This window comes from Blautia sp. BCRC 81119 (assembly GCF_003184505.1).
In the GTDB taxonomy this organism is placed as follows: Bacteria; Bacillota; Clostridia; order Lachnospirales; family Lachnospiraceae; genus Blautia_A; species Blautia_A fusiformis.
This window is the reverse complement of the sequence record NZ_QJHD01000030.1, coordinates 26324-43957: the sequence shown is the minus strand read 5'-3', so window position 1 is coordinate 43957 and position 17634 is coordinate 26324. Positions and strand designations below refer to the sequence as shown.

The following is a 17634-nucleotide window of genomic DNA, read 5'->3' as shown; positions in this document are numbered from 1 at the left end:
ATCTAAATCTCCTTTACTTACTTAAAAATTAACCGGTGCATTGTCGCTTGCCGGTTCTGTTTTGGGGTTCATGCGTGCTGAGTAAGCTTTTGCGTACTTAGCTGCTGGACTATCGTTATCATCTTTTTTCTGTCCCTTGTCTGAATTTCCGCCGCCCGGATTCGGAGTATTATCGAGAACTGATTTCTCCCATTCGGATTTAGCGTTATCCAGAGCTGCTTTATTTGCTTCGGAAATTCCATCAACAAAAGTTTTGACTTCTTTCATTACGTCTTCAGACTTATCTGCTGGCATAGATGAAAATGCTTTGATAGCGCTTGCATATGTTTCTGCGGAAAGTCCTGCATTAGCGAAAGCAGATGTAATCTCACTGGAAAGTGCTTTCCTGTTGGATTCAGCAAGTGCTTTTTCCAAATCAGAAATCCTCTTTTCGTTTTCTGATTTTTCCTTCTGTCGCTCTGCTTCCTGCCTTTCGGCATCCGTCATATTCTGGGCTTTCAAATCATCCAGCTCCTTTTGAAGGTCATCTGCTTTATCGGCTTTTTCTTTCAGAGAAGTGTTTTTTTCCTTCACTTTTTTTGTCTCTGTTTCAACAGAATCAAGATATTTAGTCACCTGTTCTTCAGACGGTTCCTCGATTCCAAAGCCGATAAGTACCTGTTTTGCTTGTTCTCTTGTCATAGAAATCTCCTTTCTTTCAGACCATCACACTTTTTCACACGGTTCGCTCCGCACATGATCTGTACCCGATTTACGCTCACGGGCTGTTGCATTATTTTTGTGTATTAAAAAAGGAACCTTGGATGTTATTCCTTGGTTCCTTTGATAATTGAATTTACGAGTTTTGATTGATAGTTGAAGAATTTACCGTTGAATCAATTTCAGTCGAATTCTGACTGTTTTTATCAATCAATTGTTGTGCTTTTTGCATTTCTGCGTCCGGGTCTGCCAGTTCGGGATATACAGTTCCCAGGTAAGGCAAACTCATCTCGTATACCTTTTGCGGATCACTGAAAAGTCCGCAGGTAATCAATGCAATCAGCGGATGAATTTTATTCTTAAACAGATAGTCAAGAGCCTGTGCTTTGACAAGCATGTTATCTGTCGGGTTTCTGGTTATCTTTACATCAAAATCTCTTGTTGAGATTGAAATATCCTTTGTGGTCTGTCGGATGATATTCAGAATGATTCTGGCAGTTGCTTTCTCCGCCTCCCGGATAAATGGTTCATCCAGTTTTGCTCTGCGCTCTGCAAAGTCCCATCCGTTTCTGAGATATACAGCTTGACCGGTATCTCCAGACGATTGTTGCTGCCTGTCCGGCATACCTTCAACAATCAGCATGTTACTGTAGATATCGTCCTTTGCGACTTGACTTTCTGTTTGATTCAGTTCAGCGGTCATCAGGTCAACATCTGACTGGCAACCATTTCCAGTATCCTTTACAGAGATAGCGCCGAGCTTAATCATTTTCAGGAATTCGCTTTCATCAATCTCGCAGTTTTTAAACTTCATGAGAGCTTGCACGAACTGCTCTACGCCATCCATTCTGTTTGACTGCATGTTGTTCATAGTGTCAAACATGGTTATTGCAATCTCTATATCGGAAAGGCGGTCGTGATTGTTGGGATATTCAACTACTGGAATTCCGCTAAAACCATTGATGCCGGTTTTTGTAATCTGTCCATTCTGAATCTCAAAATATTGTTTTGCCGAAAAACATAAATAATACTGCTGTTCATTCTCATCTTTAAGAATCTGAACCGAGAGCATCGCTTTTCCGGTCTTCCGTGAATAAACAATGTAACAATCCCCCGGATACGGTATAAAAATCCGGAACGGCGGTAACTCACCGTCATTTGTCCAGTCATCTTCTTTCAGAATTGCTTTGTATGCGGTTCCTACAGCGCTTTGATAAGTACCTAGTTCAATGTTTCTAGCTTCTGCATTCGCTTCGTCCAGATAGTCGTTGAACAAATCTACCTGCTCATTTGCTTTTTCTGTAGCTTTTTTCTTCTTGCACACATACTGGATAGGTTCGCCGTATGTCTGTGATGCTTTGAAACGGACAACTTCCAGTGCATGGTTCTCGCATACACGGTTGTTGATTTCCGGTCGTACCACTTTTTCTCTGTATAGGATCGGTTGGTCTCCTTTGTAGTACCGGTACAAATAGTCAATCAATACCCTATTCCGGTTATGAGTGCCGATTGTATCAGAAACAACTTTTCTGACGTTTGCTGTTGTGATCTGGTTTACACCGGTATAGGCAATTTTGCGACCAAATTCGCCCCGGCATAAGTCAATGAAATTCATTTTATTTCTGCCCACTGCCTACACCTCCCATTTTCGGGCATTAAAAAAGCACCGGATTATTCTCCGATGCTCGTTTTACAGGTTACATTATATTATACATAGAACATATGATTCCATATTAAAACATATTAACTTTCAAAATGCTTTTGTTTCCGCAAAGCTTCAATGGCTTTTCCATGGCAGGAACGGATATGCTGTACGGAATATCCCATCTCGTCTGCGACCGTGACCAGATTTTTAAATTCTATATATCTCTTATGGAGTAAAGATGAGTACATGGAGTTTTCCATATCATTGATATCTCCGGAAACTTTCATTTGCAATTCTGCCAGTTCCTTGACATCAGATGCTATTTCCTGCTGCAATTCAACAATTCTGGTTACAGCATCACCAACACGGTCTTTTCCGCCGGAAGTCTGCACTTTATCTCCATTTGAAAAAGAAGATATACTGGTTGCCAAAAGCCTTAAGCGGTATTCCTCCTGTATTTTATTCTGTATTTTTCTATCAGAATCTTGCACTTGCTCAAGATATTGTCGTGTGTTCATCTCATTCTCCCTCCCCATAATGGATTGCGCATAGCCGTCACTGTACCTACATTTCCTTTTTCTATAAACATCTGAAGCTGAGTAAGACCGTCCGGTGCGTCATCATGCACATTTTTTCCCAACTGGACAAAGAAGGTAAGTTCGTCCATAGCTGCTTGATACTCTTTGCTCCGGTGCTCTTCGTCCAAAAAAATAAAGTTTCTTTTTATATCATCTGAATATGCGATGATCTTAGACATTTTCTCCATGTTTCCCGGTGCACGGCTGGATGTACAGCTGCATTTATACTTCTGTTCTTTGAGTTTTTCATCCACGTACATCTTGTACATATCACCACCGTTGTTTGCCTCGAAGTTAATCTGACGGATTTCATTTCCGATGATTTTTCCAACAACGAGCGGAAGGGTAACTTCTTTCGTTCCTTTGTTAAATACCCAATCAAAGATATAGACATCTCCATTTTCATATTCTCGTCCAATAGGCATTGAAAGACTATCTCCACCGCCCCATGCAACATCACAGGCAGTAACAACACGACTGTCACCTTCCGGAAGTATTCCATTGTAGTACCGAAGTCCATCTTCCGGAAAAAGGATTCCTTCACGTATAAATGGATTTTGCTGGTATTTGGCTTGCCATTCGTTAGCATCCAGTCTTGACTTCATATCCACGTAATATTTTGTGGAAAATCCTACTCCGTAGTCATAATCAAAGTTGGATTCACCGTTTTTATTCAATGCCGGAATTTTTCTGAAGCGGTACCGTGGATTATTTTTCTTTTCAGTCTCCACTCTTCCAAGAGGATCCATGACATTCCATCGTGTTCCGACCATTAACTCTCGTGCACCGTCATTTTTACGGTCAACCAGAACGTTCAGATAATCCTGATACCGGTTTTCCAGACGTGTTGGGCTTAATGATTCAGTTCTGTCACGAACAAGGTCATCCACATATAAGTAACCGTCTGAAGATATATCTACGGAGCCTGTCCATGTTCCGTCAATACCACGACAGGTCAGCGTCGAAAATCGGTCCGGTGCGCCAAGGTTGATTTCTTTCTTTTCTGCCGACTTCTTTTCGAGGGTTGCAGACGGAAAGATTTCGTTGAAAGTATACTCCGGTGTCGAAATAAGGTTCTGTATTTCTCCGTAAAATCCATCGGCAAGGATTCCACTGTGACCGCTCATAGCGTTATGGCTGTTCGGGCGTTTACCCATTATCCAGGACAGGAAAAATATACAAGTGGTTGACTTTGCGGTTCGGGGTGGCATAGACACGCCAAGAAACTCAATCTTTCCGTCCTCTAAGTCCTGTAAATCCTGTACGAGAATATTCAGCGTCTTTTTTCTCGGCTCATAGAATTTTCTGCGTGGCTGCCTGTTCTTTTCCATGTAGTGCAGATAACTCTCGAATAGCCATGGAGCTTCTAGCAGCAAATACTGCCAGTAGATATCATCAAAATTACCGCTTCCCGTCAATGCAGCTTGTCTTGCGGCTACGTTATGAGCATACTTACTTACTTTTATTGCCATTTGCTGTGCTTCTAAATTCTCCGTAAACGGCAAATCAATGTTCATGTTTAACAGCAGATCAAGGCAGTCTTTCTGATTCTGGTAAACAGACATATCTCCGCTGATGATTTGATTTAAGACTACCCGATACCATTCAAATGAGCCTTCTGTAAATTTTTGCATAAAAATAGAGCCAGACCTCCTTTCTTCTTAGGATTTAGTCTGGCTCTCATGTGGCTCTCTGACTGGTTTATTTATTTTTCTTTTTTAATTTCAAGTATTTTCTATATTTGCGGCTGTATTTCCGAAGAATCAAATCAAGCATGATGCTATTTGTTTGTTCTGTGTTTTCTGACATAGTTGTGAGATACGGATAATCTTCTCTATCATCTACTAATGTCTTGAAAATTAAGTCTAAAGCAAACTGAGCGCTGATAGGTGGGTCGCACAGTTCAAAGTCTTTATCCTTGTACCACTCATCAATCTTCTTTTGGAATCCATCAAACGATATTTCTTCATTCCATATCATACATTCACCTCACGATGCTTCTAAGTGAATCCCACCACTCGTCTTTTTTATTTATATCTTCTACTCGTTCGAACATAAATTTCAACTTATAAATATCTGATTCTGATGCAACAGATTCAGTATGCATGAGTTTGAATTTTCTTTTAAGATATCCAATTTCAAGAATGCATTCCTCCGGAAGATCAGTGTAATTCATGACGCATTCTACCAAAACAATTCGTTTATCTTCTTCATGATGTATTTCAATGTCTGCCAGTGCATTAATGATTTCTTCATCAATAACCTTAACGGGATAATTCACTACACTATATTTCATATATTCACCTCAGTCTGGAATCCCTAATTGTTTGTAAGTAAATACGGCTGTATACTTCTTCCCACACTTGCAGCAAGTTTCCGTAATGGTACAGGTCTTTTCTTTATCGTCGCACTCTGAAATAGCTGAATCCCGGAATCTACATCCGCCTGTCAGAATACATTTAATCCGTTTTATGTTCATCTGGTTCCTCCAAATAATTGATAATTTCATGTGCGATATGTGCCAATTCCATTCTGGTATGTCGCTCAAAAAATTCATCAAAGTCAATTTTGAATACTGAATCAAATTTCTGTGATTCATTGATTCTTTTTATAGTTTTATCAAGTTTTGTTTCTGGATAAGGTGGGTTTATATAACAAGTCAAAGGATTATTTTCATTATGTACCTCCGAATCGCATATAACCGGATACCATTCAACAGCAGTTCTTTCTCCTGCGTCTTTTTGAATTAGAATATTTGAAAGTCCTCCAATATAACATTTTATGACCATATCATCATTTTTTATTTTTACTGAATATTCCTTTTGGAATTCAAATGCAGTGTACTCAGTATAAAATTTTAAAACGGTCTTTGTAATTGGCGGATAAGATGTAAGAAGAATTTCCTCGATATCAATCTGCGCATATGTTTCTATTCCAAGTTCGATGATCTCAATCGGAATCCTTTTAACCACAATTCTCATACATTTACCTCAAACTCTTTCTTGCAGTTGCTACCCTTGCATTTCAATTTAAGATGCCGAATTCTTGTCTCTGGGCTAATCAGAAGTGCTTTCTTCTGGCAAAGCGGGCAGCACGCCCATACGCTTCCTTTTATGTTTTTTATTAACGCCTGCCCGTCCCATGACTCTGGTGGATTCATGATCTGTGAGAAGTCTATTCCTTCGAATTCGAACGCTGATTTAATGCTCATCTGATTTTCTCACTCCTTTTCGTCCTGCAATCTTGCGCTTTTTGGGGAATCCGTGCATTTTGCGGAAATTATTTTGTTTAATTCGATTTGTTAAAAGCAACGAGTAAAGTAATTCTTTTGACAAAACAAATTCCGTTCTAAACCCTAACTCTTTTCCGACAGATTGCAGCGAATAATTAATCAAATCTCCCGGAAACTCCGGTATTCCTGATGTATCTATCTCTTTTTCTCCTATAAAGATCCGCTTCAATTCATCTTTCTCGCCCATATCAGCTTATTTTCCTCCTAATTGCACGTCTTCCTAAGTTCAAAGGCGCTTCTTAAATCTGCTAGCATATCAACCAGCGTATTAACAGTTATCGTCAGTTCGTTAATCCGAACATTGCTCGCCTGGTACAATTTCCGATAATGTTCAAGTTCTTTCGGTGCATCGCAGAACGGAAGATCTATGGTTCCATCTTTCACCCATGCAGCTGTTTCAATGACTTTATTAGCACGATCGAGATCTTCATGTGCCTTTCTGTTCTCTTCTACCGTTTTGGCAAAATCTCTCTCCAGCTCAATCCGGCGTTCTTGTAAATCCAAAATTTCATGCTGTCTTTTCTCACATTCTTCAGATAGTCGGACAACTTCTTTCTTCAGCTGATCTACCGTCCAGTTCTTCATATCTTCAATCCTCATGGTTTCCTCCCCTCAAATCTTGGTAAATGTTTCCATATCGTAATTGTTACGGATATGATCCACACATTCACTGAGTTTTTCTTTCAAGATTGGGTCTTTTGCAATGTCCGGATGTATCGTATACATTATGCAACTGCCTTCTCTTCCCTCTTTCTGGAATTTCCGCCAGTTAAAAGTCATTGTAAACAGTGGAATCCTTGTAAGATTCTTTGTCTTATGCCTTATGTATAGATTGAAAAGTTTCTTAATCATGGCAATTCTCCCTTTTTCATCATGCTGTTTTCTCAAACAGGCCAAGAATAAACTCCCGACCCATCTGCGTAATCCGTCTATGGTAGATTACTTTTCCAGAATCCAATACTTCCTGTTTGATTTCCTCATATCCGCAGTCGCTGTAATTGGAGTACATCAACCACGTACCGTTTACCTGATACTGGATCTTCTTTTCTGACAGAATCCGGTTTAGCTGCATTGCTGATTTCAGCCCCAATTCTTTGGCAATTTCAGTAATGGTATATGTTTTGTTGACGTGCATCAGGATAGCATTCTTTCTCTCGGCTTCTACTCTTGCAGCACGTTCCTCTTTCAGTTTAGTCAGAAGCTCGATGCCGAAGTCTGGATTGTTGAGGATATTATCAATAACATTGTCTGTAGCATATATGCCATGTTTGTGGATTGATGGTAACACTTCCGATGTTACCCACTTTTTAAAATGTTTAGCAGACGGAAGCTTGCTCGAAAGAATAAGGCTGTAAAGACCAGATTCATTAACGATGTACATTTCACGGCTTTGACCTGAGTCGGTGAAACGCCTTGTCAGCTTATCTTCATCATCCACATGTCTCTTTATTGCATCTGATGTATCTTTATATCCCAATATCTCTGCAACGTCTTTTCCAACGAAATATGGCACTTCCTCAACCATCACTACACGTACAGAACCTAATTCTGCATTTTTAAAAACTTCCGGTTTATTCATTTCTCTCTTTCCTCCCTGTGCTTCATCTGGCACTTGATCATCTTTGCTATATTCTCACGTTCCTGTTTTATCCCATGCCCTTGCCGAAACAATTCGCATTCAAGGATATTTCCGCACTTGGAACATTCATCTTTGATTTCTTTGCCTGCTATTTGCATTATTCGTCCTCACAATAAATAAAAAGGTGTAGGGCAATTTGTTTAAGATCATTCTTTCCGTATAATCGGATCCCATCTTTTGATTCTCTGCCAATCAGCCAATCTGCTAATTTAAAAGGTGGTTTAGGGGGTTCTCCCTCTTTTGGGGCTGCCGCTTCAGCATTTGACTGGATAGTAAGTCCGTACCACAAATGACGGTGCCAGTATTCCAATGCTTCTGGGCTGCATCTCTCTTCTAATTCCGAAAATACCTTTTTGTAATCAGATAATTCTTTTTTCATTTTCTTTGCTTCTTGTTTTGTCATTTTCAATACCCTCCCAACATTCACAACTATCATCCAACAATCTGAAATCTGCCCGATACTCACTGTCATCATTACAGCATACGCCTTCTTCCAGTGCGTACCATTTGCATTTACAACAATAATCTTTTTCCATAATGTCACTCCCAAAATTAAAAAAGTCCGGCGGGTGGACTTGAACCACGCATCGTCGCCCAACGCGAACCACCGGAACCAATCAGAAGGTAAATTTGAGCATTTTGGAAATGCTTTCCGGTAATGGCAATTTACCGGAATCGGAATGGCAGGAATCGAACCTGCGACACATGACTTGTAAGTCACTGCTCTACCGCTGAGCTACATTCCGTGCCGCTTACCACGGCTGATCACCTCGGTAAATGAATGAGATGATTTCCATTTTGCACAACATATAAATGATATGCTTTTCGTACTGCCCAGCAGTCCTCAGGATAAACATCAACCTTTTCCCATGGGTTTAATCCGCTTGAACCATAGGCCGCCCGTGCACTGACAGCATAGAACGAACGAATTAATTTGCAGGAGACGGATTCGAACCGCCGTTCTCAAGGATATGAGCCTTGTGAGATTCCACTTCTCCATCCTGCCTTAACCCGGATTGTACCGGGTTAGCAATAGGTTTATCGTGTTATGCTTTCCACTAGACTGTTTTCATCCGTGCCGGTCCCACGGAGTTGTTTCGGAGGATTATTCCTGAAATGCCTCTTGAAAACTCCCTGTCGTCAACGTGCACTCATTGGCGACATATTCAACTCAGAGGCAGTACCGAACGGGAAGTTGCTTTTTCAATCCGGCTACGCCGTTACGTACCTTCTGGAAAACAACCCACATACACACATTCGGCAGTTTTTTCTGCCCATTAAACGGATGGGCAGCTTTGGGAGAAATGGAAGCTCTGGGGCTCGAACCCAGGACCGACCGGTTATGAGCCGGTTACTCTAACCAACTGAGCTAAGCTTCCTGAGTAGCAAAAAGATACAGGGTCGCTGCGATATCTGTCTTTTTACTACTGTTGCAGTTCTTGACCGCCAGCTGCAACAAAGGTTGAAACCACCCGGAACATTTGACTGTTCCTTTAGTCATCGCCGTTGCGATAGGTGGTTAAAGGGTATTTCATGAAAAAAGGAAAAAGAAAATCCAATCTGCATCAAAGGGAAGATGAAGCCCGATGCAGAGCGGCGCATGTGGGATTCGAACCCACGCATGCCGGATTCAAAGTCCGGTGCGTTACCGCTTCGCCAATGCGCTATGTTGCGGCAGTCGCTCAACCCTGCCGCACGTGATATACTTCAAAAACACCATTGATATATTTATGTTTTCCCTGGAACGCCTGTATCAGTCGTAACTCATTTGGAGAAAATTTGGTTTTGGATATCTGTTTCATTATTATAAATCCGTACTGATACAGGCTATCTAGGGATTTCATGCCTCGTCCTGTCCGTGATGAACCTTCCTCCAAGTCCATACGGCGAGGACTGTACCTTTGCTTTTATTATTTTAATCCGCTCTACCAATATCAGCGGAAGTAAAACCGTTGGAAATACCAGTAACATTTATTTCACCTCACAGGGATGTTAAAAATAAAATCACGCTTATTCCGGTTCCTATAAGAATCATCGAACAAGCGGCAAATTCCCATTTGTCTTTGTTGTTATTTGTCACGATCTCGGAACTTGCCGAAGTGAACATTAGAACATTGATGGCAAGTGCGATTATCGTAAATATCGTCCTCATTGTTTTTCTCCAATCATGAAATCAAGAATCTTTTCTGCTGTCTCTTCTTCAGGCTCAAATGGAAGCCCACATGTAGAATAGATTTCCAGAGCCGATTTCAGGCTTGATTTGAAGCCTTGGTATATTTCTCCATGTTGAAGCAGTTCGTGTCTTAAAACCGAAATCGCATCAGTAATTGATTTAGAACTAACGCTAATCTGTGCCAGACATTCCATTTCAATATCCGGTCTTCCCATCATTTCAAAGTTAAACGTCGGTACTTCATCGACCGCAACATGAAAATCAACCGATTTTACCCTCGGTACTTTATGTTCGTCAATAAAGTACTGTGTCCCCCTCCAGTCATACGGAGTCGGATTTACAATCTTCACAACAGACATTTTCGTATCCCCTTTCCTGTGCGTTACAGTACACCAGAAGGTGCTCTGCGATTTCCTGAAGCTGAACCGGGTCGTATTTTGGAATTGCAACCAATTTACCTTCAAGCATCGGGGATAGTGGTGCGAATACCGGTGCGTCTGTAACAATCGTTGCTTTTATCAGCATAGCTGCTACGTCAACTGGTTCTGACGGTAACAGTTCATAGATTTCTTTTTCTTTATTCATGCCTCTTCTACCTCTCCAAAATATTCTTTGTATAACTCATAGTCATTTCTTCCAATCAGGTCTTTAACCTTGTATTTTTGCTCCATTCGAAGATCACTGTATGTGTAAATGATTTTTGTGACCTGTATACGATATTCGCCGACATCAGTGATTCCGCTTTCAGCTTCAACTTCTTCTTTAGCTGAAAACCAGTTTCCGTTCGGAGTTAAGAAATAAACTCTTTGCACTGTTCTTCCGAGTGCGATATATTCCAAACTAGCTTCGTCCGTAAAAACCTTTTTCGCTGATTCTGTATCGTAAAGCATTCCGTCTTCTAAAACAGCTTTCTTGTGATGATATTCGTATACTCTGTCTTTTTTTAAAGTCTTTCTCCAAAAACCATTGTCCGCTTCATGAGAATCGCCTTTTTTATTTTTAAAAATTTTTTCGAGCATCGGCTTTTACCTACCTTTTCCGAAAATACTGTATCAAGGCTTCTCTTGTGATCTGTGACACACTTTTGCCGGTTCGGTTCTTTTCAGCTATAAGTCTTTGCTCCAATTGGTACGGCAACCGGATACGAATGGATTCGCCTTGTGGATTATTCTTTTTCATAGGATGTATCCTCAACTTACTATTTCCACTGGATAACCTAGCTTTTCTTCAAGCTCAGCTACCGTTATTTTACGTGGCTTATTTAATTTGATTTTCACATCTTGCACCGCACCATCTTTGTTTTTAGCAATCCCGCGCCCAGTGTATATGTCAGCTTCTTCATTAGCGTATACACTGAGATGATTGTATCCATATGTACGGCACCACCTAGCAGCCAAATCAGAAATTTTCATCAATTCTTCCAACTCATTCCCGAATAAATGCGAATATAATATAGCTCGATCATACATTTCCTGTGTTACTGCTGGCAGAGCAATCACGCTTTTATACGGACTTCCAATAAAACGGAAAAATCTGCATGATTCCATTACTTTTTCGCCTTTCGGAAGCGCAAAGCCTTGAGAAATTGCCATCTTAAGAAGCTTCGCTGATTCAACATCGCTTTCTGTGATAACACACTTATTTGTAAAGTCTATCATTACTGTTCCCCTCCCAACATTTTATATAGTGTTCCTCTTGACACTCCCATGATTTCGGCAAACTGAACTTTGGTGATTTCCCCAGCCTGCCATCTTTGCTTTGTTTTCTCGAAGAGCTCTTTGTCTACCTCTTTTTTTGCTCGTCCTTTATATTTCCCTTGAGCTTTCGCAATCGCAATTCCTTCTTTCTGCCTCTGGCGAATATTTTCACGTTCTCTCTGAGCTACGTATGAAAGAAGCTGCAATACGATATCAGCAATCAGAGTTCCGGTTAAATCTTTGTTTTGCGTGGTGTTAAGTAATGGCATGTCCTGGACAACAATATCTGCTTCAATCTCTTTTGTAATTTTTCTCCACTCAGCTATAATTTCTTCGTAATTCCTTCCAAGTCGATCAATGGAATGGATCACCAGTACGTCACCTTTTTGAAGGGAAGCGATCATCTTCTGGTACTCAGGACGGTTGAAATCCTTGCCAGATTTCTTGTCCATATAAATTTTATCAACGCCTTCTTCTCTCAATGCCTCCATCTGTCTCGCTTCGTTCTGCTCTACTGTCGATACTCTTGCATATCCAATTTTCATGTATAATTCCTCCCGTTTATTTATGAGTCAATTATACATTTAATTGATTATATTTGCAAGTGGTTCATACATATTTATGAGTATTTTTTATTGACTATTGAAACGTTTTTGATTATGATAATGTTAATAGGAGGTATTTATATGGTTTCTGATAAAATAAAGCAAATAATGAAGATGAAAAAAGTAACCAGTGTTCAATTAGCTCAGCACCTTGGGATGCTCCCACAATCACTTGCAAATAAATTTTCAAGGGGAAGCATATCCGCAGATGAACTAATTCAGATTCTTGATTTTCTGGAATGTCAATTGATAATTGAACCAAAACCAGATGTATCAATCAAACTGACCACTGATGATCTCAAAAGGGAACCGTAATGGTTCTCTTTTTTTATGCCCTAACCAGTCCTTGTCCCTGAAGTAACAGTCGAAATGTTTCTTTGCCTTTTACAGTGATATATGTTTGAACATTTGAATACCCATAAGGCGTTGAAAAATCTTTCATCTGGAAAAGTCCGGATTTTCGGTGCTGTTCATACGGCTTGATGATATTATGCCGGTCTCGATAAATATACCCGTTATCTGCCAGCCATTTCGTAAGCGTCTTGGGTGGCATGTGAAATTCTTTCGCAGCGTCCCGAAATGTTGTGAGCAGTCTATTGTCTACAAGAGAATCGAAGTACTCTGCTTTGGGCTTCTGCTCCTGCACCTTCTGTTCAAGTAACTGCTTTTCCTGTTGTTCTTCAATCCATCTTTTAGCTCGTTCTATTGGATCAGCTATCTGGTAAGAATCTTGTTTCTGACCAACTTCATACTTTCCAGTTTTACGGATAGAAGGAAGGACTTCTGCTGTTACCCAATGTTTAAATCTTTTTGCAGAATCGAGTTTGCTTGATAGTATAAGTGAAAACAAACCGCTCTCATTTATCACGATTGTTTCCTGTACTCCGCTGTTTGAAGGGAGGCTGCATTTCAGGGCGTCCTCTTTATCGACATGATTAGCAATGGCGTTTCGTTCTTTTACGTATCCTAATGCTTTTGCTACATCGTTTCCAACGAACCAAGGATTTCCGTCTATCGTCACTGTTCTTACGTTTCCAAATTCTGGATTGCTAAAAATCATCATTTCATTCATTCTTCATACCTGCCTTTCTTGGTATTGTCTTATTTTGTGTTGGCAGAGAAACCGTTAAGGCTTACGGCTTGTCGTGTTGCAATCACTATCTCTGCCATGTGAAAAGGGCCTTTTTGTTATTTTATTTGCTTTGGGGGCTCACCCGGCTCCTGGTGGCTTTCCCTCCAAGGGGGTCCCCGTCTCATCCGTACGCTATCCGGTCAGCCCACCGCCCCATGGGACCCGCTGCACCGGATCACGCTGTTGTTGTTCGGCCTTCGGCAGTAGTCAGAGGAAGTTAACGCCGCTTTTCGTTCGTCATATTGCACAAATTTTCTCGTGCTGTTCATTGTGCATTTTAAGTACACCCTATTTATACATTGCAGTAAACTATATATTGTGTTTACATCTTGGTCGATACAATATATTGTGTTTTGGCTGTTTTCGTGTTCACAGCTTCGGTCGCTCCATCTCCGGAAGCTCCAGCGCGTCCTTGTACCGATCCGCGATCTGCTGCGCTGACTGTTGCGGGATGCCGTTTTGTTGCCCTGCTGGAACTGGTGCTGTCTCTGCCATGCCGTATGCAACTTTGCAGGCAAAGATCAAGTTTGCGTTTGTTCCGGTCTGATTATGCAGTTTATCAAGAGCGAAAGCGCCACACGTTTCTTTCCATTTTTTCACCGTCATGCCATGCGCAGTGCCCCTCCTATAGTCCCCATTCATCCAGTCTGTAAAGGTCATTCCATTAATTCCAACCATAATTCCAAACATCTGTAAAGTAGGTGATATACCATATCTACCGCAAACCCTAATATATATATTAAATATCTTGTCTAATAGCTCTATATCATCATTACCAGGTTTTTCTATACGATCTGAGATATAGAAGAACATATCTATTCTATTATCTGCTATATCTTTCTTGTACTTTTCTATACTGTCGTAATCTTCTTGGTGTATGCATAATACAGTGTTGATATACTCATCTACTAATTGCCATATTTTATTTTCATATACTTCAATTCCTTGTACTGTAGTTGTTGTATTTTTCACTGTATCACCTCACTTTACAACGTTAATCTGTTAATTTAGCAAAATAAAAAGGACGATACTAAACCGGTCAGCAATCGAAGAACACGCCCAGCAGCTACACCCAGCGCCGGAAGTTCCGTAAATGCTTTTCAGTTTTTATATCGTCCTTTGTTTAAAAATCGTAAATGTATTTGCTTATCTGCCATTTACAATAGCACATATAAGCCATTAATACAAGCATAAATTTATTTTTATTGTTCAAGGTATAATAAAAGACCTGTTAATAAAATAATCCGTTATAACTCAATATACAGCGTTATAGGACTATATATATTATAATATAGTGTATCTAAGTATATATTAATTAACTCAGAATCTAGGAGGGGCTTAAAAGATGTTATAATACGGTACTGTATAGAATTAATTAATAGAGGATTGTATATATAATATAATTATAGGGCGTTTTGGCACAGAAAAAGCCAGGCTTCCGGCGTCTGATCCGGTTACCTGGCTGAATGATTTTTTATTGATTTTCGATTGGCTCGCCCCTCCTGAGTTCCTCGTTGAGGACACAATAGCACATTTTATAAAAACCTGTCAAGCCAAAAGCAAAAAATATTTTTCTTGACAAAACAAACGTTTGTGTGCTATGAATAATTTAACAGACTTCGGCGGCGGGTCTGTTCTCCCCTCGTTAGCCGCCACAAAAAAAAAGAGTTTAAGCCCCTGGAGATCATCCAAGGGCTTTTTTTCTTTCCACAATGGGGCTATTATTAATCATTAACATTCTAACTTTACATTCAGGCAAAAACGCCTGTTCCACAATGTGACTATTAATGTTTTGCTAACTTAATAACTAATTTCCTCATTCAGGAAGCTTTCTACTTTGTCGAGATCCCCAAAGGTAACCGTCTGGGATGGAAAAATTTCCGCCCCGTTGTAAATCTTAACAAGATAGTTTTTATAGCTGTCTACAGAAACATGGTATTCCTTGTTTCCGATTTTTTCCATGTGATTGGTCCATCCGTTTACTCTAATCATTTTTCCCTCCTGATCCGCCCCTGTCCGGGGCTATGTGCTTATCTTCTTTAACTGTTACAATGTTTTATCTTCTTTTAACATTTTTTCTATAAATTCTTTTACCTGTTTGTTCTTTTCTTTAACGCTGCATTTATTACAATTTCGTTGTTCTTTTACATCAATGAAACACTCAAGAGCTACATTTTTCCAATAAATATTTGAAAATTCTTCGCTTTGATTTTCGCATGATAAAATTGTATTATATCCCCTCTCTGGGTTTGTTGAATCAAAAATTTTTATTGCCTCTTTTTCGTAATATCTTAAATTCCTATCAACAAAATATTTTCGTTTTAACAAATAAACTTCTGTTAAAGGGTACGCTATAAATTTGCAACCTGTGTCATAATCTTTTTGTAGTTCCTTCACATGATGTCTTCGCTTTCTTAGTGCTATTTCATGCTCAGTTAATCTCTTTAAAATGTTTCTACTTGATCCGATATAACGTTTATAATTTTTTAAATTTAAAATTATATAAACGCCCGGATAATTAGACTCTTTGCTGATTCTGAATTGCTTGTTTTCCAATGTAACCACTTCCTTTCTATGGTTACAGTATAACACTTATTAAACTATGCGTCAAGCATTTTATTAAACTATTCTATTATTTTTTCATTCTTTCCAGCTCTTTTAAAACACAGTCCAGGACAAACGCCGACATCTTTACGCCTTTTAATTCGGCCGCTCTTTTGACATCTTCTTTCGTCCCCTTTGGTGCCATCACAGTAATGCGATCATATTTGTCTTTCTGGTACTGTGCTATATAAGAAAGTTCTTTTTCTCTATCTTTAAATGCCATATATAAAACCCTCCAATATTATTTTTCTTATATTATAGCACTTATTAAACTATGCGTCAATTATATACTAACGTTTTGGCCATTGTTTTTTCTTTTCCTATTATAAGCAATAAAAAATATATGAAACAAAAAAATATGATTTTATTAAACTATGCTATTGACACAATTATTAAACTATGCTATTATATAACCATCAACAGAGAACAAGGGAGGAACAAAAAAATGAAAGAAATACAGATTTTGAGAAACATAGTTTTCACTTACTTTTTAGGTGAGTTAGAAATGGATCCGATCCAGGCAAGAAAAAAAGTCGATTCCATGACCGACGAAGAAATTGAAAAATTTCTTGATTAACAAAAGCCTCCGGCGGCGGTCAAGCCGTAGCCCCAACGCAACCGCCGGATTTCAAAAAAAGAAGAAAAGGAGAAAAAAGTTATGGCTTATAACATGATATTAACACCAGAACAGGAGCAGAGAAGGAAAGACAGCAAACAGGCGCTTGAAAGTCTGAAATATAACCCGATGTGCTACGGCTGTAGAAAGCTGTGTGCAGGATGTGACGGAACCACCAAAAAGCTGTGGGACGGCTGCATCTGGTACGAGAAAACCGATTTTCCGAGTGTTTACGCACTGGCAACATATGCCCCAGAACTGATTAAAAATGAAGATTGGTTCTCATTTGACGAGTTCCTGGGCGATCTCAGAAACGACCGCGCCGAAGTCGTTAAACACTTGAAATGGCGCGCAGCTGGTCATCATTTTTTAAACGAAGTGCTGACCGACAGATATATTACAGCTTGCAAAAAGATTTTGAACATTTTAAAGGAGGCGTGAAATTATGGCAAACACAGTTAAATTACAAGGGATTGCCGGCCACCAGGAAGGAACCCCAACAAAAAATTTAAAAATCGGTGATGTTATCGTGTGGAACTTCGGCTACAAATCAGAAGTAGTTGAAATCAACCCAAGCAAAACCGGAAAAACAATTACTTTCATGTTGAAAAGCTTTGAAAATGGCGAAATCAAGCCCCGTAAAATGGGAGCTGATCGGCTCGTAGTTGTTGAATCAAGAGAACCAGAAAAGCCCAAAAATGAAATTGATCGGGCAATTTCAGAACGGAAAAACACATATTTCGGGGTTTATTCTGATGTTGGCACGGCTTTAGAAAAATTCACAACTGAAGAACTGGCAGAATATTATTTGAAACGTTTTGGGGATGGCGGATTACGGTATTTTCTCGAGCAGCAAATAATAGCTGCTGAAATCGCGAAAGAAAAAGCATACTAGGCCGGCAAGCGTACCGGGGAGCATTTCCCCGGCGGTCTTTAAAAAAATAATCAGGAGGA

30 protein-coding genes and 4 tRNA genes are annotated in these 17634 nt (G+C 39.8%); 4 read left to right on the top strand and 30 right to left on the bottom strand.

Annotation, left to right across the window (positions count from 1 at the left end; all coding sequences use genetic code 11):
- Window positions 1–21 precede the first annotated feature (21 nt).
- The 25 genes from DMI82_RS16280 to DMI82_RS16175 all read right to left on the bottom strand — a co-directional run bounded on the left by DMI82_RS16280 (window position 22) and on the right by DMI82_RS16175 (window position 12268).
- On the bottom strand, window positions 22–681 hold the full coding sequence (locus tag DMI82_RS16280) for a hypothetical protein (RefSeq protein WP_110103967.1): 660 nt from the start codon (window positions 679–681) through the stop codon (window positions 22–24).
- A 154-nt stretch (window positions 682–835) separates the two neighbouring features.
- On the bottom strand, window positions 836–2329 hold the full coding sequence (locus DMI82_RS16275; RefSeq protein WP_242981858.1) for a phage portal protein: 1494 nt from the start codon (window positions 2327–2329) through the stop codon (window positions 836–838).
- 113 nt (window positions 2330–2442) lie between these two features.
- Complete coding sequence (locus DMI82_RS16270) at window positions 2443–2862, bottom strand: DUF1492 domain-containing protein (protein WP_158526502.1); 420 nt, start codon at window positions 2860–2862, stop codon at window positions 2443–2445.
- A complete protein-coding gene (locus tag DMI82_RS16265; protein WP_110103965.1) occupies window positions 2859–4556 on the bottom strand; it encodes a hypothetical protein in 1698 nt (565 codons plus the stop codon). The genes DMI82_RS16270 and DMI82_RS16265 overlap by 4 nt, the downstream gene beginning before the upstream one ends.
- Before the next feature lie 67 nt (window positions 4557–4623).
- Window positions 4624–4902 carry a hypothetical protein gene (locus tag DMI82_RS16260; protein ID WP_110103964.1) on the bottom strand — a complete coding sequence of 93 codons (279 nt, stop codon included), beginning with the start codon at window positions 4900–4902 and terminating at the stop codon, window positions 4624–4626.
- 4 nt (window positions 4903–4906) lie between these two features.
- Window positions 4907–5218, bottom strand: coding sequence for a hypothetical protein (locus tag DMI82_RS16255; protein WP_110103963.1), 312 nt, complete (start codon window positions 5216–5218; stop codon window positions 4907–4909).
- 9 nt (window positions 5219–5227) lie between these two features.
- A complete protein-coding gene (locus tag DMI82_RS19940; RefSeq protein WP_158526501.1) occupies window positions 5228–5401 on the bottom strand; it encodes a hypothetical protein in 174 nt (57 codons plus the stop codon).
- Window positions 5382–5903: a hypothetical protein gene (locus DMI82_RS16250; RefSeq protein WP_110103962.1), complete on the bottom strand. Its 522-nt coding sequence runs from the start codon at window positions 5901–5903 to the stop codon at window positions 5382–5384. Before DMI82_RS16250 ends, DMI82_RS19940 begins: the two co-directional genes overlap by 20 nt.
- Window positions 5900–6133, bottom strand: coding sequence for a hypothetical protein (locus DMI82_RS16245; RefSeq protein WP_110103961.1), 234 nt, complete (start codon window positions 6131–6133; stop codon window positions 5900–5902). The genes DMI82_RS16250 and DMI82_RS16245 overlap by 4 nt, the downstream gene beginning before the upstream one ends.
- Window positions 6123–6401 (bottom strand): hypothetical protein, encoded by a 279-nt coding sequence (locus DMI82_RS16240; protein WP_110103959.1) that lies wholly within the window; start codon window positions 6399–6401, stop codon window positions 6123–6125. Before DMI82_RS16240 ends, DMI82_RS16245 begins: the two co-directional genes overlap by 11 nt.
- 17 nt (window positions 6402–6418) lie before the next feature.
- The gene (locus DMI82_RS16235) at window positions 6419–6814 is read right to left on the bottom strand and encodes a hypothetical protein (protein ID WP_110103958.1); all 396 of its coding nucleotides are present in this window, start codon (window positions 6812–6814) and stop codon (window positions 6419–6421) included.
- A gap of 12 nt (window positions 6815–6826) precedes the next feature.
- Complete coding sequence (locus DMI82_RS16230; protein WP_110103957.1) at window positions 6827–7066, bottom strand: hypothetical protein; 240 nt, start codon at window positions 7064–7066, stop codon at window positions 6827–6829.
- Between the two features lie 19 nt (window positions 7067–7085).
- Window positions 7086–7793 (bottom strand): BRO family protein, encoded by a 708-nt coding sequence (locus tag DMI82_RS16225; protein WP_110103956.1) that lies wholly within the window; start codon window positions 7791–7793, stop codon window positions 7086–7088.
- Window positions 7790–7951, bottom strand: a complete 162-nt coding sequence (locus tag DMI82_RS19935) for a hypothetical protein (protein WP_158526500.1) — start codon at window positions 7949–7951, stop codon at window positions 7790–7792. Before DMI82_RS19935 ends, DMI82_RS16225 begins: the two co-directional genes overlap by 4 nt.
- Window positions 7951–8256: a hypothetical protein gene (locus tag DMI82_RS19690; RefSeq protein ID WP_146207179.1), complete on the bottom strand. Its 306-nt coding sequence runs from the start codon at window positions 8254–8256 to the stop codon at window positions 7951–7953. Before DMI82_RS19690 ends, DMI82_RS19935 begins: the two co-directional genes overlap by 1 nt.
- Window positions 8213–8389: a hypothetical protein gene (locus DMI82_RS19930; protein WP_158526499.1), complete on the bottom strand. Its 177-nt coding sequence runs from the start codon at window positions 8387–8389 to the stop codon at window positions 8213–8215. The genes DMI82_RS19690 and DMI82_RS19930 overlap by 44 nt, the downstream gene beginning before the upstream one ends.
- Before the next feature lie 139 nt (window positions 8390–8528).
- Window positions 8529–8599: transfer RNA gene (locus DMI82_RS16215), tRNA-OTHER, on the bottom strand.
- 189 nt (window positions 8600–8788) lie between these two features.
- A tRNA-Met gene (locus DMI82_RS16210) sits at window positions 8789–8858 on the bottom strand.
- Between the two features lie 300 nt (window positions 8859–9158).
- Window positions 9159–9232, bottom strand: a tRNA-Ile gene (locus tag DMI82_RS16205).
- A gap of 215 nt (window positions 9233–9447) precedes the next feature.
- Window positions 9448–9518 (bottom strand) — tRNA-Gln (locus tag DMI82_RS16200).
- A 483-nt stretch (window positions 9519–10001) separates the two neighbouring features.
- Entirely contained in the window at window positions 10002–10385 is a 384-nt protein-coding gene (locus tag DMI82_RS16195; protein WP_110103953.1) for a hypothetical protein, read from the bottom strand.
- Complete coding sequence (locus DMI82_RS16190; protein WP_110103952.1) at window positions 10348–10611, bottom strand: hypothetical protein; 264 nt, start codon at window positions 10609–10611, stop codon at window positions 10348–10350. The genes DMI82_RS16195 and DMI82_RS16190 overlap by 38 nt, the downstream gene beginning before the upstream one ends.
- Entirely contained in the window at window positions 10608–11045 is a 438-nt protein-coding gene (locus DMI82_RS16185; RefSeq protein ID WP_110103950.1) for a hypothetical protein, read from the bottom strand. Before DMI82_RS16185 ends, DMI82_RS16190 begins: the two co-directional genes overlap by 4 nt.
- 171 nt (window positions 11046–11216) lie before the next feature.
- Complete coding sequence (locus DMI82_RS16180; RefSeq protein ID WP_110103949.1) at window positions 11217–11684, bottom strand: hypothetical protein; 468 nt, start codon at window positions 11682–11684, stop codon at window positions 11217–11219.
- Entirely contained in the window at window positions 11684–12268 is a 585-nt protein-coding gene (locus DMI82_RS16175) for a recombinase family protein (protein WP_110103947.1), read from the bottom strand. The genes DMI82_RS16180 and DMI82_RS16175 overlap by 1 nt, the downstream gene beginning before the upstream one ends.
- Before the next feature lie 141 nt (window positions 12269–12409).
- Here DMI82_RS16175 and DMI82_RS16170 point away from each other — a divergent pair, with 141 nt between their 5' ends.
- The gene (locus DMI82_RS16170; protein WP_158526498.1) at window positions 12410–12643 is read left to right on the top strand and encodes a DUF6471 domain-containing protein; all 234 of its coding nucleotides are present in this window, start codon (window positions 12410–12412) and stop codon (window positions 12641–12643) included.
- Between the two features lie 13 nt (window positions 12644–12656).
- Here DMI82_RS16170 and DMI82_RS16165 read toward each other — a convergent pair whose 3' ends face one another.
- From DMI82_RS16165 to DMI82_RS16145, 5 genes are all read right to left on the bottom strand, one after another.
- Entirely contained in the window at window positions 12657–13400 is a 744-nt protein-coding gene (locus tag DMI82_RS16165; RefSeq protein ID WP_110103944.1) for a BRO family protein, read from the bottom strand.
- Between the two features lie 429 nt (window positions 13401–13829).
- Complete coding sequence (locus DMI82_RS16160) at window positions 13830–14432, bottom strand: hypothetical protein (protein WP_110103943.1); 603 nt, start codon at window positions 14430–14432, stop codon at window positions 13830–13832.
- 828 nt (window positions 14433–15260) lie between these two features.
- Window positions 15261–15452, bottom strand: coding sequence for a hypothetical protein (locus DMI82_RS16155; protein ID WP_110103941.1), 192 nt, complete (start codon window positions 15450–15452; stop codon window positions 15261–15263).
- A gap of 54 nt (window positions 15453–15506) precedes the next feature.
- Complete coding sequence (locus DMI82_RS16150) at window positions 15507–16016, bottom strand: GIY-YIG nuclease family protein (protein ID WP_158526497.1); 510 nt, start codon at window positions 16014–16016, stop codon at window positions 15507–15509.
- A 76-nt stretch (window positions 16017–16092) separates the two neighbouring features.
- Window positions 16093–16287 carry a hypothetical protein gene (locus DMI82_RS16145; protein ID WP_110103938.1) on the bottom strand — a complete coding sequence of 65 codons (195 nt, stop codon included), beginning with the start codon at window positions 16285–16287 and terminating at the stop codon, window positions 16093–16095.
- Between the two features lie 222 nt (window positions 16288–16509).
- Between DMI82_RS16145 and DMI82_RS20500 the strand changes: the two genes are divergently transcribed.
- The 3 genes from DMI82_RS20500 (at window position 16510) to DMI82_RS16135 (ending at window position 17575) form a co-directional block, all read left to right on the top strand.
- On the top strand, window positions 16510–16641 hold the full coding sequence (locus DMI82_RS20500; RefSeq protein WP_278308663.1) for a hypothetical protein: 132 nt from the start codon (window positions 16510–16512) through the stop codon (window positions 16639–16641).
- An 81-nt stretch (window positions 16642–16722) separates the two neighbouring features.
- Entirely contained in the window at window positions 16723–17121 is a 399-nt protein-coding gene (locus DMI82_RS16140) for a hypothetical protein (RefSeq protein ID WP_110103937.1), read from the top strand.
- Between the two features lie 4 nt (window positions 17122–17125).
- Window positions 17126–17575 (top strand): hypothetical protein, encoded by a 450-nt coding sequence (locus tag DMI82_RS16135; RefSeq protein WP_110103936.1) that lies wholly within the window; start codon window positions 17126–17128, stop codon window positions 17573–17575.
- Window positions 17576–17634 lie beyond the last annotated feature (59 nt).

Coding starts and splice junctions, on each gene's coding strand:
- DMI82_RS19935 (WP_158526500.1), bottom strand. CDS start 7,951: ATGCAAATAGCAGGCAAAGAAATCAAAGATGAATGTTCCAAGTGCGGA.
- DMI82_RS16145 (WP_110103938.1), bottom strand. CDS start 16,287: ATGGCATTTAAAGATAGAGAAAAAGAACTTTCTTATATAGCACAGTAC.
- DMI82_RS16170 (WP_158526498.1), top strand. CDS start 12,410: ATGGTTTCTGATAAAATAAAGCAAATAATGAAGATGAAAAAAGTAACC.
- DMI82_RS16260 (WP_110103964.1), bottom strand. CDS start 4,902: ATGATATGGAATGAAGAAATATCGTTTGATGGATTCCAAAAGAAGATT.
- DMI82_RS16195 (WP_110103953.1), bottom strand. CDS start 10,385: ATGTCTGTTGTGAAGATTGTAAATCCGACTCCGTATGACTGGAGGGGG.
- DMI82_RS16255 (WP_110103963.1), bottom strand. CDS start 5,218: ATGAAATATAGTGTAGTGAATTATCCCGTTAAGGTTATTGATGAAGAA.
- DMI82_RS16155 (WP_110103941.1), bottom strand. CDS start 15,452: ATGATTAGAGTAAACGGATGGACCAATCACATGGAAAAAATCGGAAAC.
- DMI82_RS16140 (WP_110103937.1), top strand. CDS start 16,723: ATGGCTTATAACATGATATTAACACCAGAACAGGAGCAGAGAAGGAAA.
- DMI82_RS16270 (WP_158526502.1), bottom strand. CDS start 2,862: ATGAACACACGACAATATCTTGAGCAAGTGCAAGATTCTGATAGAAAA.
- DMI82_RS16245 (WP_110103961.1), bottom strand. CDS start 6,133: ATGAGCATTAAATCAGCGTTCGAATTCGAAGGAATAGACTTCTCACAG.
- DMI82_RS16185 (WP_110103950.1), bottom strand. CDS start 11,045: ATGCTCGAAAAAATTTTTAAAAATAAAAAAGGCGATTCTCATGAAGCG.
- DMI82_RS16280 (WP_110103967.1), bottom strand. CDS start 681: ATGACAAGAGAACAAGCAAAACAGGTACTTATCGGCTTTGGAATCGAG.
- DMI82_RS19690 (WP_146207179.1), bottom strand. CDS start 8,256: ATGACAAAACAAGAAGCAAAGAAAATGAAAAAAGAATTATCTGATTAC.
- DMI82_RS16175 (WP_110103947.1), bottom strand. CDS start 12,268: ATGAAAATTGGATATGCAAGAGTATCGACAGTAGAGCAGAACGAAGCG.
- DMI82_RS16235 (WP_110103958.1), bottom strand. CDS start 6,814: ATGAGGATTGAAGATATGAAGAACTGGACGGTAGATCAGCTGAAGAAA.
- DMI82_RS16240 (WP_110103959.1), bottom strand. CDS start 6,401: ATGGGCGAGAAAGATGAATTGAAGCGGATCTTTATAGGAGAAAAAGAG.
- DMI82_RS16225 (WP_110103956.1), bottom strand. CDS start 7,793: ATGAATAAACCGGAAGTTTTTAAAAATGCAGAATTAGGTTCTGTACGT.
- DMI82_RS16265 (WP_110103965.1), bottom strand. CDS start 4,556: ATGCAAAAATTTACAGAAGGCTCATTTGAATGGTATCGGGTAGTCTTA.
- DMI82_RS20500 (WP_278308663.1), top strand. CDS start 16,510: ATGAAAGAAATACAGATTTTGAGAAACATAGTTTTCACTTACTTTTTA.
- DMI82_RS16180 (WP_110103949.1), bottom strand. CDS start 11,684: ATGATAGACTTTACAAATAAGTGTGTTATCACAGAAAGCGATGTTGAA.
- DMI82_RS16230 (WP_110103957.1), bottom strand. CDS start 7,066: ATGATTAAGAAACTTTTCAATCTATACATAAGGCATAAGACAAAGAAT.
- DMI82_RS19930 (WP_158526499.1), bottom strand. CDS start 8,389: ATGGAAAAAGATTATTGTTGTAAATGCAAATGGTACGCACTGGAAGAA.
- DMI82_RS16190 (WP_110103952.1), bottom strand. CDS start 10,611: ATGAATAAAGAAAAAGAAATCTATGAACTGTTACCGTCAGAACCAGTT.
- DMI82_RS19940 (WP_158526501.1), bottom strand. CDS start 5,401: ATGAACATAAAACGGATTAAATGTATTCTGACAGGCGGATGTAGATTC.
- DMI82_RS16250 (WP_110103962.1), bottom strand. CDS start 5,903: ATGAGAATTGTGGTTAAAAGGATTCCGATTGAGATCATCGAACTTGGA.
- DMI82_RS16165 (WP_110103944.1), bottom strand. CDS start 13,400: ATGAATGAAATGATGATTTTTAGCAATCCAGAATTTGGAAACGTAAGA.
- DMI82_RS16135 (WP_110103936.1), top strand. CDS start 17,126: ATGGCAAACACAGTTAAATTACAAGGGATTGCCGGCCACCAGGAAGGA.